Source organism: Sphingomonas sp. BL-S-25 (assembly GCF_055521555.1).
This window is the reverse complement of the sequence record NZ_CM145486.1, coordinates 123,956-140,832: the sequence shown is the minus strand read 5'-3', so window position 1 is coordinate 140,832 and position 16,877 is coordinate 123,956. Positions and strand designations below refer to the sequence as shown.

Here is a 16,877-nt window from a genome sequence, read left to right as displayed (position 1 = left end):
AATGAACATGCGGACTTCCTCGATCACGGCGCTGCTGCTCGGCGCCATCGCGATCGCGTCGCCGGTTGCGGCCTTCGCCCAATCGACCCAGGTGAAGATCGACAGCGGCGAGATCCGCGGCAGCACCGAGGAAGGGGTCGACAGCTGGAAGGGCATTCCCTTCGCCCAGCCGCCTCTGGCCGAACTGCGCTGGCGCGCGCCGCAGCCGGTCAAGCCGTGGAAGGGCGTGCGCGAGACCACCCAGTACAGCAGCGACTGCATGCAGATTCCCTTCCCGAGCGACGCCGCGCCGCTGGGCACCACGCCGGCCGAAGATTGCCTCTACGCCAATGTCTGGCGACCGGCGGGCGCCAAGGGCAAGCTGCCGGTGATGGTGTGGATCTATGGCGGCGGCTTCGTCAACGGCGGCGCGTCGCCCCCGACCTATGCCGGCGCCAACCTGGCGCGCGAGGGGATCATCTTCGTCAGCTTCAACTACCGCCTGGGCCGCTTCGGCACCTTCGCCCTGCCGCAGCTGACTGCCGAAAACCCCGACGGAGGCAGGCTCGGCAATTATGCGGCGATGGATCAGGTCGCGGCACTGCAGTGGGTGAAGCGCAACATCGCTGCCTTTGGCGGCGATCCGTCAAACGTGACGATCATCGGCGAAAGCGCGGGCGGCATGTCGGTGCACAACATGCTGACCTCGCCGCAATCTCAGGGCCTGTTCCAGCGCGCGGTGGTCATGTCGGGCGGCAACGGCCGGACCGAAGAGGCCAAGACGCTCGCCCGGGTCGAGCAGGTCGGCGAGAATTTCGCCCGCCGATACAATATCGATCCCAAGGCGCCCGATGCGCTCGCCAAGCTGCGCGCGCTGACCGCCGAGCAGGTCACCGACGGGCTGAGCATGATGGCCCGCGGTTCCGGTCCGGAGACGGTGGCCGGGCCGTTCCCCGACGGCAAGGTGCTGGTGGACCTCGACGAGGCCTATAAGTCAGGCAAGTTCGCTCGGGTGCCGGTGATCGTCGGGGCGACCAGCGCGGATATCGGCGGCAAGAGCGGCTTCATGGTCGCCGGCGCGCGCGAGGCGTCGGGCGTGTTCGCCGACCAGAAGGTGCCGGTCTGGTATTACCGCTTCTCCTATGTCGCTGAATCGGTCGCCCAGCCGGGTGCGCAGCACGCAGCGGAGATCCCGTATTTCTTCGACAATACGAAGATCAAATATGAGTCGGCGACGACGGCGCGCGATATCGAGATGGGCAAGCAGGTCAGCCGCTATCTGGTCAATTTCGTGAAGACCGGCGATCCGAACGGATCGGGTCTGCCCGCCTGGCCGAAATTCACCAAGGCCGGCGACGAGATGATGGATTTCTCCGAAGCCGGGAAATCCGTGCCGCAACGCGATCCCTGGGCGGCCGATATCGACCGCGAAAAGGCGCGGATGGAGGCTGCGCGCGCATCGGGTCATTACAGCAGCCTGATCACCCCGATCGGCGAACTGCTTGACGACCCCGCGGCCAATGCCGTGCTGAAGAAGCACCTGCCCGAGTTTGTCGGGAACCCGCAGATCAACATGGCGCGCGGCATGACGCTGAACGCGATCAAGGGATATATGCCGCAGGTGCTGACCGACGCGAAGCTTGAGGCGCTCGACGCCGATCTGGCGAAGCTTCCCCGCAAGACCCCTTGACCCCGGAGCCTGGTGCCGACGCGGCCTGGCCGCCTCGGCACCATTTTTTCCGGACCGGCATGCGCCGGGCGGCGACTGAGAGGATGATAGGATGACCAAGACGATCGCCACCCGGATGCTGGCCAGCGTCGCGATCCTGGCGGCCGGTGTCGTGCCGTCCGCGGCGCCCGCGCAGCAGCAGCAGCAGCAGGCCGCCACCGACCGGCCATGGATGAACGCCCGGCTGGACCCCGATCGCCGGGTCGCGTTGCTCCTGCCTCGGATGACGCGGGACGAGAAGCTGACGCTCGTCTTCGGCTATTTCGCCACGGATTTCCCGATGCGCCAGCACAAGGCACCGGCCGAGGCGCGCAACGGATCGGCCGGCTATGTCCCCGGCGTCCCACGTCTGGGCATTCCGCCGCAATGGCAGGCGGACGCGGGCATCGGCGTCGCGAGCCAGGGCGGGGCGCCGCGCAAATGGGAACGCACCGGGCTGCCCTCGGGTCTCGCCACTGCAGCAACCTGGAACCCGGCACTGGCCTTTGCCGCAGGGGCGATGATCGGCGAGGAGGCACGCGCCTCCGGCTATAACGTCATGCTGGCCGGCAGCGTGAACCTGATGCGCGAGCCGCGCAACGGCCGGAACTTCGAATATGCGGGTGAGGACCCGCTGCTCGCCGGCACGATGGCCGGGGCGCACACCTCGGGCGTGCAGTCGAACAACATCATTTCGACGGTGAAGCACTTTGCCGTCAACGACCAGGAAACCGACCGCAACGCCGGCAATTCGGTGATCGACCCGGTCGCCGCGCGCATGTCCGACCTGCTGGCGTTCCAGATCGCGATCGAGAAGTCCGATCCCGGATCGGTGATGTGCGCCTATAACCGCGTCAACGGGATCTTCTCGTGCGAGCAACCTTGGCTGCTGACCCAGGTGCTGCGCAGCGATTGGGGGTTCAAGGGCTATGTGATGTCCGATTGGGGCGGCACCCATTCGACCGCGCCCGCAGTCGCCGCCGGGCTCGACCAGCAGTCGGGCTATCCGTTCGACAAGCGGCCTTATCTGGGCGCGGACCTGAAGGCGGCGCTCGAAGCCGGCGAAGTGAAGGAAGCGGCGCTCGACCGGATGGTATCGCGCATCCTGTACGCCATGTTCCGCCACGGCCTGTTCGACCACCCGATCACCGCCGCCCCGGACGACCTGCCCGAGGCACTGCTGGCCAAGAGCGCGGCGACGGCGCAGCGTGATGCGGAGGAAGCGCTGGTCCTGCTCAAGAACAGTGACGCGGTCTTGCCGCTGACGCCGTCGGTCAAGCGGATCGTCGTCATCGGCGGCCATGCCGACAAGGGCGTGCTGTCCGGCGGCGGCGCCTCCTCGGTCCATCCGCGGGGCGGCAATGCGGTACCGGGGCTGAAGCCGACCTTCTGGCCCGGCCCGGTCGTCTATTATCCCTCGTCTCCGCTCGAGGCGATGCGGCGCCAGGCACCCGGTGCCGACATCCGGTTTATCGACGGCACCGATCCCGCCGCGGCGGCCGCGGCAGCGCGCGACGCAGATGTCGCGATCGTGTTCGCGACGCAGTGGGCAGGCGAATCCTTCGATGTCTCGCTGACGCTGGCCGACGGCCAGGATGCACTGATCGACCGTGTCGCCGAAGCCAATCCGAAGACGGTGGTCGTTCTCGAAACCGGCGGACCGGTCTTCACCCCCTGGGCGGACAAGGTCGCGGCGGTGGTCGCGGCCTGGTTCCCCGGCACCTCGGGCGGCCCCGCGATCGCCAATGTCCTGTACGGCAAGGTCAATCCGTCAGGTCATCTGCCCGCAACCTTCCCGCGCAGCCTCGATCAGCTTCCGAAGCCCAGCGCACCGAACAAGGGCGACACCGTCTATAACGAAGGCGCCGCGGTCGGATATCGCTGGTTCGATCTGAAGGGTCATGAGCCGGCTTTCCCCTTCGGCCATGGCCTGTCCTACACCAGCTTCGGCTATTCGGGGCTGAGCGCCAAGGCGTCGCAGGGAACGGTATCGGCGAGCTTCACCGTCCGGAACACCGGGGCGCTTCGCGGCAAGGATGTCGCCCAGCTCTATGTCGCGGGCGATGGCTGGGAAGCGCCGAAGCGGCTGGGCGCGTTCCAGAAAGTCGATCTGGCCCCCGGACAGTCGCGCCGCGTCACGCTGAGCGTCGATCCGCGGCTGCTGGCGATGTTCGACGGCGCCTCGAACCGCTGGAAGATCAGGGGCGGCACCTACCGCGTAATGCTCGGCACCTCGTCGCGCGACATCGTCCAGACGGTGTCGGTCAAGCTGCCGGCGCGCGAGCTGCCGGTCGGCTGGCGGCCCAAATGACGGTCCTAGTCGGCGGGTGTCGCGCCCGGGCGCTTGTCGGCCTGGGCATGGCGCGCCTGTGCCATGAAATGCCGCGCGAAGGCCGCTGCCGCCGGCGGCAGGGTGCGGCCTGCCGGATAGGCCAGGCCGATCGTGCGCGACACTATCGGCTCGCGCAGCGGGCGCAATTTCAGCCGGTTCGGCTGGAGCATGGTGGCGGCGGATTCGGGCAGGGCGGTGATGCCCAGGCCCGCCTCGATCAGCGCGCGGACCGTCGCGAGCTGGGCACATTCATATAAGGGCTGCGCGGTCACGCCGGCCTTGATCATCGCGGCGTCGGTCAGTTCGCGCACGCTGCTTCTGGGGGCCATGGCAATGAAGGGGTGTTCGCCAAAGATTGACCAGGTCGCCGTGGTGCCGTCGTCGAGCGGGCCGCCCTCGCGCACCGCCAGCACGACCGGATCCTCGAACAGGGGCTCAAAGATGAACTCGCCGCGATCGGGCGGGGTGGTGATCGCCAGGTCGATCTGCCGCTCCTGCATCTGCTGGTACAGCGTGCCGGACAGCTGGTCGCGGATGATCAGTTCGACATGCGGGTTCGAGTTGCGGAAGCCCGCCATGGCCAGCGGAAGCACGCCTGCGGCGATCGAGGGCAGGGCGCCGATGATGACCCGGCCGCGTTCGCCAGCAAAGCTGAGCGCCAGCTCGGTAAAGGCGTGGTCGAAATCGGCGGTCAGCCGCTCGACGATCGGCAGCAGTGCCTCGCCGGCGCTGGTCAATGTTACGTTGCGCGAATTGCGGTCGAACAGCCGAACCTCGAGATTTTCCTCCAGCAGGCGGATCGTCCGACTGAGCGCCGGCTGCGAGATGTTGGCCACCCGCCCGGTCTCGCTGAAGCTGCGATTGTGCGCGACCTGCATGAACAGGCGAAGGCTGGTGAGACTGGGTTTGCGGGGCATCGGCGATCCAGCTGCTATACAGGATATCAATCAGGCTTATTCATGCAAATCGTGATCGTTCCATGTCAAGCACATGCAATGCCTGCACGGACACGATCATAATCAAAGTCGATCGATGATTCTGATCTTTCGATAAATGTTGATCGCCAATCCGGCTACTCAGCTTGGAACGGTGACGGAAATTCGGAGAGACGGCTCCATGTGCGCTATGAGTATCGAGGGGCGGGGGGCGGCAGGATGCTGACATTGCTGAAGGGGATCCGTGTCGTCGATCTGACCACGGTCGTGCTCGGTCCCTATGCGACGCGCCTGCTCGGGGATCTCGGCGCGGATGTCATCAAGGTCGAACCGCTGACCGGCGACATCTTCCGGTCGGTACGGCCGGGCCACAGCAAGACGATGGGCGCGGGCTTCATCAATTCGAACCGCAACAAGCAATCGATCGCACTCGATCTGCGCGATGCCGAGGCGCTGGCCGCGCTCCACGCGATCATCGCGGGCGCGGACGTGGTGGTCCACAATATGCGTCCGAAATCCGCCGATCGGCTGGGGGTCGGGTTCGAACAGCTTCGCGCGATCAATCCCGGCCTGATCTATTGCTACGCTCCCGGATTTGGCCAGGACGGGCCACTGGCCGATGAATCCGCCTATGACGACACGATCCAGGCGGTGTCGGGCCTTGCCTGGCTGAACCAGAATGCTGCCGGCGAGCCGCGCTTCCTGTCGACGATCATCGCCGACAAGGTCGGAGGGCTGCACCTCGCCATCAGTGTGCTGGCGGCACTCGCGGCGCGCAATCGCGACGGCAAGGCGGTGTCGATCGAGACGCCGATGTTCGAGAGCCTGGTGTCGTTCCTGATGGTCGAGCAGCTTGCCGGGCGCAGCTTCGATCCGCCGCTGGGCGGGATCGGCTATGACCGGCTGCTGTCGCCCTATCGCAAGCCCTTCCGCACCGCCGACGGCTTCGTCTCGATCATCCCGTACAACGCGGCGCACTGGATCGCCTTTCTCCGCCTGATCGGCCGCGACGACCTGACCGACGATCCCCGCGTGACCGACAGTGTCGAGCGGAGCCGCAATATCGACATGCTGTACGCGCTCATCGAGGCGGCAACGCCGGAGCGGACGACAGCCGACTGGATCGCGCAGCTGAAGGCGCGCGACGTGCCCTGCGCGCAGGTCAACCGGCTGGAGGAGTTGTTCGATCACCCCCATCTCCAGGCGGTGGGACTGTTCGGGCGCGAGGAGCACCCGACCGAAGGGACGCTGAATGCGGTCCGCGCGCCCTTCCGCGTCGCCGGGGAGACCGACGAGCCGGACCGCGCGACGCCGGTACTGGGCCAGCATTCGCGCACGGTTCTTGCCGAAGCGGGATTGGACCCGGCCGCGATCGACGCGCTGTTCGAGCGCGGCGTCGCCTTGGATGGAGCGATGGAGGGCACGGCATGAGGCTTGGTTACGCAGCGGTGTTGGCGGCGCTCGCTGCCCCGGTCGCGGTCCATGCACAGGTGCCTGCGGTCGCGCAGTTGCGCGCCGATCTCGACAAGGCGGTGGCGGCGCGGGAAATCCCGGGCGCCACGGTCGTCATCATGCGCGGCGACCGGGTGCTGGCCGATGTCACGACCGGCTGGGCCGATATCGACAAGAAGCAGCCGCTAAGGCGCGATGCGATCTTCCGTTTCTATTCGATGTCGAAGCCGATCACCTCGGTCGCGATCATGATGCTGGCCGAACGGGGCAAGCTTCGCCTCGACGACCCGGTCTCGAAATATCTGCCCGAGCTCGCGAACGTGCGGGTCTATGTGTCGGGTGGGGTCGATGACATGGTGACCGAGCCGGTGCATCGGCCGATGACGATCGCGGACCTGCTGACGCATCGATCGGGGATCACCTATCATTTCGCCGGCACGACGCCGGTCCATCAATATTATCGGAAATATGGCGTCATGCGCGACACGCCGGTCGGGCGGATGCCGGGCGACGGCCCGCCGGCCAGGTCGCTCGACGAGCTCGTCGCGCGGCTCGGCAAGGCACCCCTGCTGCATCAGCCGGGTGAGACGTTCGCCTATAGCTATTCGACCACCGTACTCGGCGCGGTCGTCCAGCGAGTGACCGGCGAACGGCTCGACCGCTATCTTCAGCGCACCATTTTCGCGCCACTGGGCATGAAGGATACCGGGTTCCATATCTCCGATCGCCAACTGCCGCGTTTCACCACGCTGTACGGGCCGGGCATGGCGGTGGTGGAGCGGCCCGAGACGTCCGACTATCGCGACGCCGCACGACTGCTCGATGGCGGCGGCGCGATCGCCGGCACCGCGAACGACTATCTGCGCTTTGCCCGGATGCTGGCCAATGGCGGCACGCTGAACGGCAAGCGCCTGCTCAGCCAGCAATCGGTCGATGCGATGTTCGTGCCGCGCACGCCGATGGCCGGCATGGGGCCGCAGGCGATGCAGTTCGGCTATGGCTTCTCGATCGGCGACACGGCCAGCGAGGCGTCGGGCATGCAGCCCGCCGGCACGGCAAGCTGGTCGGGATCGGGCAATACCTATTTCTTCGTCGATCGCCGGCGCAAGGCGGTCGCCCTGCTGATGACGCATGTCCTCGGCAATCCGGTCGGCGTCCGGGCCAGCGTCAATCGTGCCGCGATCGGGCTGATCGGCAAATGACGCTCGCACTTGCCGGCCTGGCCACGATCCTGCTGGTGCTGGCGGCGATCCTGTCGAAACGGCTGTCGGCGATCGTTGCCTTTCTGGTGATCCCGCTCGCCATGTCGCTGCTGCTGGGGCAGGGCGCCAATGTCGGCAAGTTCATGCTGGACGGCATGACGACCGTCGCCGCGATGGGCGCGCTCTTCCTGTTCGCGATCCTGTTCTTCGCGATCCTCGCCGATGCGGGGTTGTTCGCGCCGATGGTGCGCGGGATCGTCCGGCTGACGCGCGATCACCCGCCGTTCGTGACGATCGGCACCGCGGTGCTGGCGACGGTGGTTCAGCTCGACGGGTCGGGGGCGGTGACTTTCCTGGTGGTCGTGCCTGCGCTGCTCCCGGTCTATGACCGCTGCGGCATCGATCGGCGCGTGCTCGCCTGCGTCACCGCGATGGCGGCCGGGGTCGGCAACATGCTTCCCTGGGGCGGCCCGACCATTCGCGCCGCAACGGCTTTGCAGATGCCGGTGATGGAGCTGTTCGGCCCGATGCTGCCCGTCTGGGGTATCGGCACCGCGACCGTGCTGGTCTTCGCCTGGTGGCTGGGCCGCGGGCAGTTGGGGCGGACGCCGGGCGGCACGGGGGTGATCCTGTCCAATCCCGTCGCCACGGAACCCGTGCAGCCACTCGGCTGGCGCTTCTGGGCGAATCTGGCGATGGCGGTCGCGGTGCTCTCGGCGATGCTGATCGAGATCCTCCCATCGGCTCCGGCCTTCCTGATCGGCACGGTGCTGGCGCTGATCGTCAATCACCCGCGACCCGACGACCAGCGTCAGGTGGTCGAAAGGCATGCGCCGCCCGCAATCACGATGGTCGCGATCCTGCTCGCCGCCGGCGCCTTTACCGGGATCATGAAGGGCACCGGCATGCTGTCCGCGCTTGCCCAGGCCGGCGCGGCGCTCTTGCCGGGCGGATCGGCGGAACATCTGCCGGTGGCGCTGGCGATCACCTCGATGCCGCTCAGCCTGTTGTTCGATCCCGACAGCTTCTATTTCGGTGTCCTGCCGGTGCTGGGCGAGATCGCCCAGCATGGCGGCGTGCCGCCGGTCGAGATCGGCCGCGCGGCGATCCTGGGCCAGATGACGACGGGCTTTCCCGTCAGCCCGATGACCCCAGCGACCTTCCTGCTGGTCGGGCTGGCCAGGATCGAGCTGGCCGATCACCAGCGTTTCACCATCCCCTGGCTGATGGCGATCACGCTGGTGATGACGGTTGCCGCGCTGCTGATGGGAGTGATCCGGCTGTGACTGCGGCGATCGAACTGGTCGAAGTCTCCGCGCGCGACGGGCTGCAGAATGAGAGCGTGCTGCTCAGCACGGCGCAGAAGATCGAACTGATCGAGCGATCGGTCTCAGCAGGCGTCCGCCGGATCGAGGTCGCCAGCTTCGTCCATCCCCGCCGCGTGCCGCAAATGGCCGATGCCGAGGCGGTGTGCGCAGGATTGCCTGCGCTGGACGGCGTCACCACGATCGGACTGGTGCTGAACCGCCGCGGGGCGGAGCGTGCGCTGCTGACGCGGGTCGACGAACTTGGTGCGGTGGCCAGCGCCAGCGACGGCTTCGGTATCGCCAATCAGGGAAGGAGGTCGGACGAGACGGTCGAGGATGCGATCGACATCGTGGCGCTCGCCCGCGATGCGGGGCGGCGGGCGCAGGTGACGATCTCGGTCGCCTTTGGCTGTCCGTTCGACGGTGAGGTTGCACCCCAGCGGGTTGCAGCGATCGCGCGTCGTCTCGCCGAGGCTGGGCCGGTCGAGATCGCGCTGGGCGACACGATCGGCGTCGCCACGCCGGCGGATGTCGCACGCGTCATGCGCGCGGTGGGCGCTGCCGTGGGGGATTTGCCCATCCGCTGCCATTTCCACGATACCCGCAACACTGCCGTCGCCAATGGCTGGACCGCGCTCCAGCATGGTGCGGCAACGCTGGACGGAGCGATCGGCGGCATCGGCGGGTGCCCCTTCGCGCCCGGCGCGACCGGCAATGTCGCGACCGAGGATCTGCTCTACATGCTCGGCCGGGGCGGGGTGGTGACCGGCGTCGAACTCGATCGCATCGTCGATACGGCGCACTGGCTGTCCGGCGTGATGAGCCGGCCACTGCCCGGCCGTGTCTCACGCGCGTCGGCCTTTCCCGGGACGAGGAAATGAGGCTGGGCAGGGGAGCGGTCGTGGCCGCATCACTGCTGTGCGCCGCCCCGGTCGCGGCCGCACCCTGCGATGCGCTTCGCCAGTTACGCATCGACGGTCTGACGTTGCTCTCGGCATCGGTCGTTCCGGCGGGCGCGTTCAAGCCGGCCCAGATGCCCGGGCCGGCACCGGCTGCGATCACGCTCCCCGGTCATTGCCGCGTCCGCGCGGTGGCGACCCCGGTGCGCGGGTCGCGGATCGGCTTTGAGCTCTGGCTGCCCGAACAGGGCTGGAACGGCCGCTTCAAGATGTACGGCAATGGCGGATATTCCAGCGCGCTCCCGCTCGGTCAGCTCGCCCAGGGGCTGAAGGCGGGCTATGCCGTTGCCGCCACCTATACCGGGCATCAGGGGGACGATCCCGAATTTGCGGTCGGGCTGCCCGAGAGCATTGTCGATTGGGGGCACCGCGCGGTGCACCAGACCGCGCGCCATTCTAAAACGCTGCTCCGCAACTTCTACGGCCGCCCCGCCGCCCATGCCTATTTCGAGGGTTGCTCGACCGGCGGACATCAGGCGCTGATGAGCGCGCAGCGTTATCCCGGCGATTTCGACGGCATCATCGCCGGCGCGCCCGGCAATAACCGCACGCGGCTCAATATCGGCTTCCTGTGGCAATTCGTCGCCAATCGCCGGCCCGGCACTGCCGAGCCCATATTGACCGCCGCCAAGCTGCCGCTGCTGACCAGGGCCGCACTCGACCAGTGCGGAACGCCAGCCGAGCGGGCGCAGGGCTTTCTCGAAAACCCGTACTCCTGTCATGTCGATCTGGCGAAGCTGCAATGCAGCGCCGACGGGAAGAGTGACTGCCTGACTGCCGAAGAAAGCGTCGCCGCGGCGCGCCTGTATCAGGGTGCGACCAATCCCCGCACCGGTGAGCGTCTCTACCCGCCCTGGCTCCCGGGCAGCGAACGCGGATGGGCCGGCTATTGGGCCGATCCGCGAGATCCGAGCCAGCCGGCGCGCGCGGGGTTCTTCCGCTTCTGGGCCTTTCATGATCCCCGATGGGACTGGCGAAGCTTCGATTTTGATCGCGCACTTGGACGGATCGATCCCGCCCTCCGCCGCGCGATCGACGCGGTCGATCCGAACCTGTCGGTCTTTGCCCGGCGCGGCGGCAGGCTGATCCTTTATCATGGGCTGGCCGATCCGGTGGTCAGCCCCTGGGATCTGCGCACCTATTACGAGGCCGTCGATCGGCGCACCGTCGGCGGCGCTGCGTCCTTCTCTCGGCTCTTCTTCGCCCCGGGCATGGGCCATTGCGGCGGCTGGCCGACGCCAGATGCTGCGGCAACCCAGGCCGCGCTGGAGCAATGGGTGGAGCAGGGGCGAGCACCGAGCCATCTGGCCGCCGGGACCCGCAATCTATGTCCCTATCCCGCGATCGGTGGAGCGTGCCGCCCCGAATGATAGCGATCCACTTTCGCTATTGATCTATTCCGAAGTTCGATTTCCCAAAAGCTTCAGTTAGCCGCTAGCCACGAATTGTGGGCCATCGGTGCCGAAGAGCGCCGGGACCAAATGGGGGAAGGGGTGCCATGTCGGCGAAATCGCATATCCGTGGCCGCGACGCCGCACGCGGTCGAACACGACCCACGCGGGGCAGGCATCGGTGCCGCCTGTCGGTCATATGACAGAAAATATTCGATGCAGAGCCGCCGGCCGTGCTGGGTGGAAGCAGCGCGATCGTTATGCGTAATGCTAATCTCTCTGACCCGATCGTGCAGCTCGCGCTCACGAAAACCTTCCGTTGAGGATCGAGATCATGGACATGTTTCGCACGTTGATCGCCATATCGGCGCTGTCTCTCTCCACTGCGGCCGGTGCGCAGACCGTGACGATCGACGCCGGCAAGGTGTCGGGCAGCACGTCGGACGGCGTGTCGAGCTGGAAGGGGATCCCGTTCGCGGCCCCGCCGCTGGGCGAGCTTAGGTGGCGCGCGCCGCAACCGGTTGCGAAGTGGAGCGGCGTGCGCGCCGCGACCGAATATGGCCATGACTGCATGCAGGTGCCGTTCCCCAGCGATGCGGCGCCGCTCGGCACCCAGCCGGCCGAGGACTGCCTGGTCCTCAACGTCTGGAAGCCCAAGGATGCCAAGGGCAAGCTGCCGGTCGTCTTCTGGATCTATGGCGGCGGCTTCGTGAATGGCGGCGCGTCGCCGCCCACCTATTCGGGCGCGAACCTGGCCAAGCAGGGCGTGATCTTCGTCAGCGCGAACTACCGCGTCGGCCGCTTCGGAACCTTTGCCCATCCGCAGCTGACCAAGGCCGACCCCGATGGCGGGCTGCTCGGCAATTACGGCCATATGGATCAGCTCGCCGCGCTGAAATGGGTCCAGCGCAACATCGCTGCATTCGGCGGCGATCCGACGAACGTGACGATCATCGGCGAAAGCGCCGGCGGCATGTCGGTCAACAGCCTGGTGACCTCGCCGATGACCAAGGGGCTGTTCTCGCGCGCGGTAATCATGTCGGGCGGCAACGGTCAGGGCATGGGTCCCGGCGGCCTCGCCGCGACCGAGAAGATCGGGCTCGACTTCGCTGCCAAGAACGGCATCGCCGCCGACGATCCGCAGGCTCTGGCGAAGCTGCGCGCGCTTTCGGCCGATCAGGTCACAGACGGCCTGAACATGATGGCGCTGTTCGCGCCGTCGGCTGGTCCGCGCACCTTTGCCAGCCCGTTCCCAGACGGCAAGCTGGTGGTCGACGCGGCCGAGGCCTATCGATCGGGAAATTTCCCCAAGATTCCGATCATGGTGGGCGCGACCGACAATGATATCGGCGGCCCGACCGGCTTCATGGTGGCGGGCGCCCGCGAGGTTGCGCGCTCGACCGCACAGGCCGGCGCGCCGACCTGGCATTATCGCTTCTCCTATGTTGCGGAATCGCTGAACAAGACCGGCGCCGCCCATGCGGCGGAGATCCCGTGGTTCTTCGACACGGTCGCGGTCAAATATGGCGACAAGACCACGCCGCGCGACCTGGCGATGGCGAAGACGGTCAGCGCCTATATCGTCAATTTCGCCAGGAAGGGCGATCCCAACGGCCCGGGCCTCCCGGCCTGGTCGCGCTTCGACCGCGCCGGCGACCAGTTGCTCGACTTCGAGGGGGGCGGCAAGGCGGTGCTGAAGAAGGACCCGCTCGGCCCGACCATCGACGCCGCCCCGGCACCCACCCGCTGATTCGCAGGAGCAATAGATGCGCAAGTTGAAGCTCGCAGCCCTCATCCTGGCCGGCGCCGCGGCGATGACCGGCACGATGCAGCCGGTCGTCGCCCAGCAGGCGGCACCGGCGACCAAGCCCTGGCTCAATACCAGGCTGACCGCCGAACAACGCGCCGACGCGCTGCTCGCGGCGATGACGCTGGAGGAAAAGGCCGGCCAGGTCTCGCAGCAATTCATGTTCGGCGCGCCCGACCAGTTCGCCGCGCAGGTCCGCGATTCCAAGGTCGGGTCGCTGCTGTTCGTCACCGATCCGGCGGTCATCAACCAGCTCCAGAAGATCGCGACCGAGGAAACGCGGCTGAAGATCCCGCTGATCTTCGGCTATGACGTAATCCACGGCTTCCGCACCATCTTCCCGGTGCCACTGGCCAATGCCGCATCCTGGGATCCCGCCAATATCGAACGCGCCCAGTCGGTGGCCGCGGCCGAGGCGCGCGCGGTCGGCATCCACTGGGCCTTCTCTCCGATGCTCGACATCGCGCGCGACCCCCGCTGGGGCCGGATCGTCGAGGGCCCGGGCGAGGATCCGTTCCTGGGCGCCGCCATCGCCCGCGCGCAGGTTCGCGGCTTCCAGGGGCCGGCAATCGGATCGCCGAACCGGATCATCGCCGGACCGAAGCATTTCGCCGGCTATGGCGCGTCGGAGGGCGGTCGCGACTATGACGGCGTCTATCTGTCCGATGCCCAGCTCTACAATGTGATCCTGCCGCCCTTCGCCGCGGCGGTCGAGGCCGGCGCCGGCAACGTCATGAGCGCCTATATGGACCTCAACGACGTGCCTGCGGTCGGCAACAAGTGGCTGCTGACCGACGTGCTGCGGCGCCAGATGGGGTTCAAGGGCTGGGTCGTCTCCGACGCCAACGGCACCAAGAACCAGGTCGTCCAGAATTTCGCCAGGGACAATGCCGACGCCGCGGTGCGCAGCATCGCCGCGGGCAACGACATGGAGATGTCGATCGGTCCGGCCGCCTCGGCCGAGACGCTGGCCGCCTCGGTCCGCTCGGGCAAGCTGCCGGTGGCGACGCTGAACACCGCCGTGCGCCGCATCCTGATCGCCAAGTTCAAGATGGGCCTGTTCGAAAGCCCGTTCGTCGACGAGGCCAAGGCCGCCGCCACGCTGGCCGATCCGGCGCACCGCGATGCGGCACAGACCGCAGCGGAACGTGCCCTGGTTCTGCTCAAGAACGACAACAACACGCTGCCGCTGACGCCCGGCGCGCACAAGCGGATCGCGGTGATCGGCGCGCTCGCCGATTCCAAGCGCGACATGCTCGGTCCCTGGTCGTTCCAGTACGACCTGCCCGAGACGGTCACCCTGGTCGAGGGGCTGCGCACCCGGCTGGGCAGCGGCGTGAAGGTCGAGACCGCACCCGGCATCCAGTTCCGCCGCAACGTGCCGTCGATGTTCGAGATGCTGAGCATCCCGGGCCAGGCCAAGAAGGAGCCGCGCTGGGACGAGGCGCGCGCCGACAGCGAGTTCGACCGCGCGATCGACCTGGCGAAGAAGTCGGACCTCATCATCCTGACGCTTGGCGAGGCCGAGGACATGAGCGGCGAGGGCGCCTCGCGCTCGGACCTGAAGCTGCCCAATGGCCAGCTTCGCCTGTTTCAGGCCGCCGTCGCGACCGGCAAGCCGCTGGTGATCGTGACGATGAGCGGCCGTCCGCTCGAACTGGGCGAGGTGATCGAGAAGGCACCGGCCATCCTCCACGCCTGGTATGGCGGCACGCGCGGCGGCAATGCGATCGCGCGCGCGTTGTTCGGCGACGTCAATCCGGGCGGCAAGCTTCCGGTCACCTGGCCGCGCGCCGCTGGGCAGGTGCCGATCTATTATGCGCACAACACCACCCACTCGCCCAAGGAGCAGGGCAAGCGCTACTGGGATATCCCGGCGACGCCGCAATATGAGTTCGGCTATGGCCTGAGCTACACCTCGTTCGAGATCGGTGCGCCGGTCGTCTCGGGAACTGTAACCTCGACCGGCAAGGTGACGGTGACGACGACGGTCGCCAATACCGGCCAGCGCCTCGGCGACGAGGTGGTCCAGCTCTACATCCATCAGCGCGCGGGCCGTGCATCGCGCCCAGTTCGCGAGCTCAAGGGCTTCCAGCGGGTGACGCTGCGCCCCGGCGAGCGCCGGACGCTCAGCTTCACCCTCGACGAGTCGAGCGTGAAATACTGGAATGCGGCGGTGAAGGACTGGGTGGTCGATCCGGGCACCTTCGACGTCTGGGTCGGATCGAGCTCCAACGCCGATGCGCACGCGACCTTCACGGTCGGCGGGCAGCCGCGCACGGTCAAGGGCTGGTAAACGGGGGCGCCGCCCGATGGGCGGCGAACGAGGAAAGGGAGGGCGGGGGTGGCCCGTCCTCCCTTCCTTTCGATTACCGCTCAGCCCTTGATGAAGGCCAGCAGGTCCGGGTTGATCACATCGGCGTGCGTGGTCAGCATGCCGTGCGGGAAGCCCGGATAGATTTTCAGCGTCGCATTCTTCAGATATTTCGCCTGAAGCTCGGCGCCGTTCTTGTACGGCACGATCTGGTCGTCATCGCCCGCCAGCACCAGCGTCGGCACGGTGATCGCCTTCAGGTCGTCGGTCTGGTCGGTTTCCGAGAACGCCTTGATCCCGGCATAATGGGCCAGCGCGCTGCCTTCCATGCCCTGGCGCCACCAATTCTGGACGGTCGCGGGCGACACCTTCGCGTTGGGGCGGTTGAAGCCGTAAAAGGGGCCCGAAGCGACATCGAGGAAGAACTGCGCGCGATTGGCGGCCAGTGCCTCGCGAAAGCCGTTGAACACCTCGATCGGGGTGCCACCCGGGGTGGCGTCGGTCTTGAGCATCAGCGGCGGGATCGCCGCGACCAGCACTGCCTTGGCGACGCGGCCCTGCGGCTGGCCGAACTTGGCGACATAGCGGGCGACTTCGCCGCCGCCCGTCGAATGGCCGATATGGACCGCGTTGCGCAGGTCGAGATGCTCGACCACCGCCGAGGCGTCCGACGCATAATGGTCGATGTCATGCCCGGTATCGACCTGCGACGAGCGGCCATGCCCGCGCCGGTCATGCGCCACGACGCGATAGCCCTTGTTGAAGAAGAACAGCATCTGCGCGTCCCAGTCGTCCGCCGACAGCGGCCAGCCATGATGGAACATGATCGGCTGGGCATTCTTGGGGCCCCAGTCCTTGTAATAGATCTCGGTGCCGTCCTTGGTTTTCAAGAAGCCGCTGGTCATGTTGGTCTCTCCATTCTTGACGCGAACTTGGGGGGAAAGGCGGGGGGATGCCGCCGCCATCATCGGCAGCAGCGACGCAAGGGTGAGGCCGGCAGAGCCGGCGACCACCGAGCGACGGGTCAATGGGAAGGTGTAGTCGGACATCGAAACGCTCCCCTGTTGCGGATCCGATGGGGATCCCACCGGGTCTGTTCGGAGAGCGGATGCCTTGTTCGAATGAGAAGGCGGCCGTCGGACCGGCCGGTTCCTCATCGCTCCAGAACATCTGTTCCCGATGACGCGATCAGATGTGCCGCAGCGAGAGCGGGCATGAAATCATACTAAGGTTGGAACGGGTCGATCGAATGGATCGATCAACGCCAAAAGCGAAGGGCCGCACCTCGCGGCACGGCCCTTCCATTGTCTTTGCCCGGATGCGGACAGCTCAGCCGAGCTGCTCCCCCGCTACGGGGGTCTTGCTCACCAGAACTGCCGCGCGCGGCATGGGACAATGAGACATCAGACCACCTCCTTTCCGTTGTTGAACGATAGGCAAGAGGTGGGAAGTCGGATGGCGACGCGCAAGAGGCAAGTCTTTGCGAAATAA

At 66.9% G+C, this 16,877-nt stretch carries 11 protein-coding genes; 9 read left to right on the top strand and 2 right to left on the bottom strand.

Going from position 1 to position 16,877, the window contains the following annotated elements:
• Positions 1–7 precede the first annotated feature (7 nt).
• Both ACZ1H8_RS00665 and ACZ1H8_RS00660 read left to right on the top strand, forming a co-directional pair.
• The gene (locus tag ACZ1H8_RS00665) at positions 8–1,669 is read left to right on the top strand and encodes a carboxylesterase/lipase family protein (RefSeq protein ID WP_465179481.1); all 1,662 of its coding nucleotides are present in this window, start codon (positions 8–10) and stop codon (positions 1,667–1,669) included.
• A gap of 91 nt (positions 1,670–1,760) precedes the next feature.
• Entirely contained in the window at positions 1,761–3,998 is a 2,238-nt protein-coding gene (locus ACZ1H8_RS00660) for a glycoside hydrolase family 3 C-terminal domain-containing protein (RefSeq protein ID WP_465179480.1), read from the top strand.
• A gap of 5 nt (positions 3,999–4,003) precedes the next feature.
• Here the strand turns inward: ACZ1H8_RS00660 and ACZ1H8_RS00655 are convergent, their stop codons facing one another.
• Positions 4,004–4,936 carry a LysR family transcriptional regulator gene (locus tag ACZ1H8_RS00655; protein WP_465179478.1) on the bottom strand — a complete coding sequence of 311 codons (933 nt, stop codon included), beginning with the start codon at positions 4,934–4,936 and terminating at the stop codon, positions 4,004–4,006.
• Between the two features lie 237 nt (positions 4,937–5,173).
• On the opposite strand from ACZ1H8_RS00655, the gene ACZ1H8_RS00650 reads away from it, so the two are divergent.
• From ACZ1H8_RS00650 to bglX, 7 genes are all read left to right on the top strand, one after another.
• On the top strand, positions 5,174–6,385 hold the full coding sequence (locus ACZ1H8_RS00650; protein WP_465179477.1) for a CaiB/BaiF CoA transferase family protein: 1,212 nt from the start codon (positions 5,174–5,176) through the stop codon (positions 6,383–6,385).
• Positions 6,382–7,608, top strand: coding sequence for a serine hydrolase domain-containing protein (locus tag ACZ1H8_RS00645; RefSeq protein WP_465179476.1), 1,227 nt, complete (start codon positions 6,382–6,384; stop codon positions 7,606–7,608). Before ACZ1H8_RS00650 ends, ACZ1H8_RS00645 begins: the two co-directional genes overlap by 4 nt.
• Positions 7,605–8,894: a CitMHS family transporter gene (locus ACZ1H8_RS00640; protein ID WP_465179475.1), complete on the top strand. Its 1,290-nt coding sequence runs from the start codon at positions 7,605–7,607 to the stop codon at positions 8,892–8,894. The genes ACZ1H8_RS00645 and ACZ1H8_RS00640 overlap by 4 nt, the downstream gene beginning before the upstream one ends.
• Positions 8,891–9,796 (top strand): hydroxymethylglutaryl-CoA lyase, encoded by a 906-nt coding sequence (locus tag ACZ1H8_RS00635; protein ID WP_465179474.1) that lies wholly within the window; start codon positions 8,891–8,893, stop codon positions 9,794–9,796. The genes ACZ1H8_RS00640 and ACZ1H8_RS00635 overlap by 4 nt, the downstream gene beginning before the upstream one ends.
• Positions 9,797–9,816: 20 nt before the next feature.
• Positions 9,817–11,244 (top strand): tannase/feruloyl esterase family alpha/beta hydrolase, encoded by a 1,428-nt coding sequence (locus ACZ1H8_RS00630; protein WP_465179472.1) that lies wholly within the window; start codon positions 9,817–9,819, stop codon positions 11,242–11,244.
• A gap of 355 nt (positions 11,245–11,599) precedes the next feature.
• The gene (locus ACZ1H8_RS00625) at positions 11,600–13,015 is read left to right on the top strand and encodes a carboxylesterase/lipase family protein (RefSeq protein ID WP_465179471.1); all 1,416 of its coding nucleotides are present in this window, start codon (positions 11,600–11,602) and stop codon (positions 13,013–13,015) included.
• 16 nt (positions 13,016–13,031) lie between these two features.
• Positions 13,032–15,368 (top strand): beta-glucosidase BglX, encoded by a 2,337-nt coding sequence (bglX, locus tag ACZ1H8_RS00620; protein ID WP_465179470.1) that lies wholly within the window; start codon positions 13,032–13,034, stop codon positions 15,366–15,368.
• 80 nt (positions 15,369–15,448) lie between these two features.
• On the opposite strand, the gene ACZ1H8_RS00615 is transcribed toward bglX, so the two are convergent.
• Positions 15,449–16,291 carry an alpha/beta fold hydrolase gene (locus ACZ1H8_RS00615; protein WP_465181453.1) on the bottom strand — a complete coding sequence of 281 codons (843 nt, stop codon included), beginning with the start codon at positions 16,289–16,291 and terminating at the stop codon, positions 15,449–15,451.
• Positions 16,292–16,877: the final 586 nt, after the last annotated feature.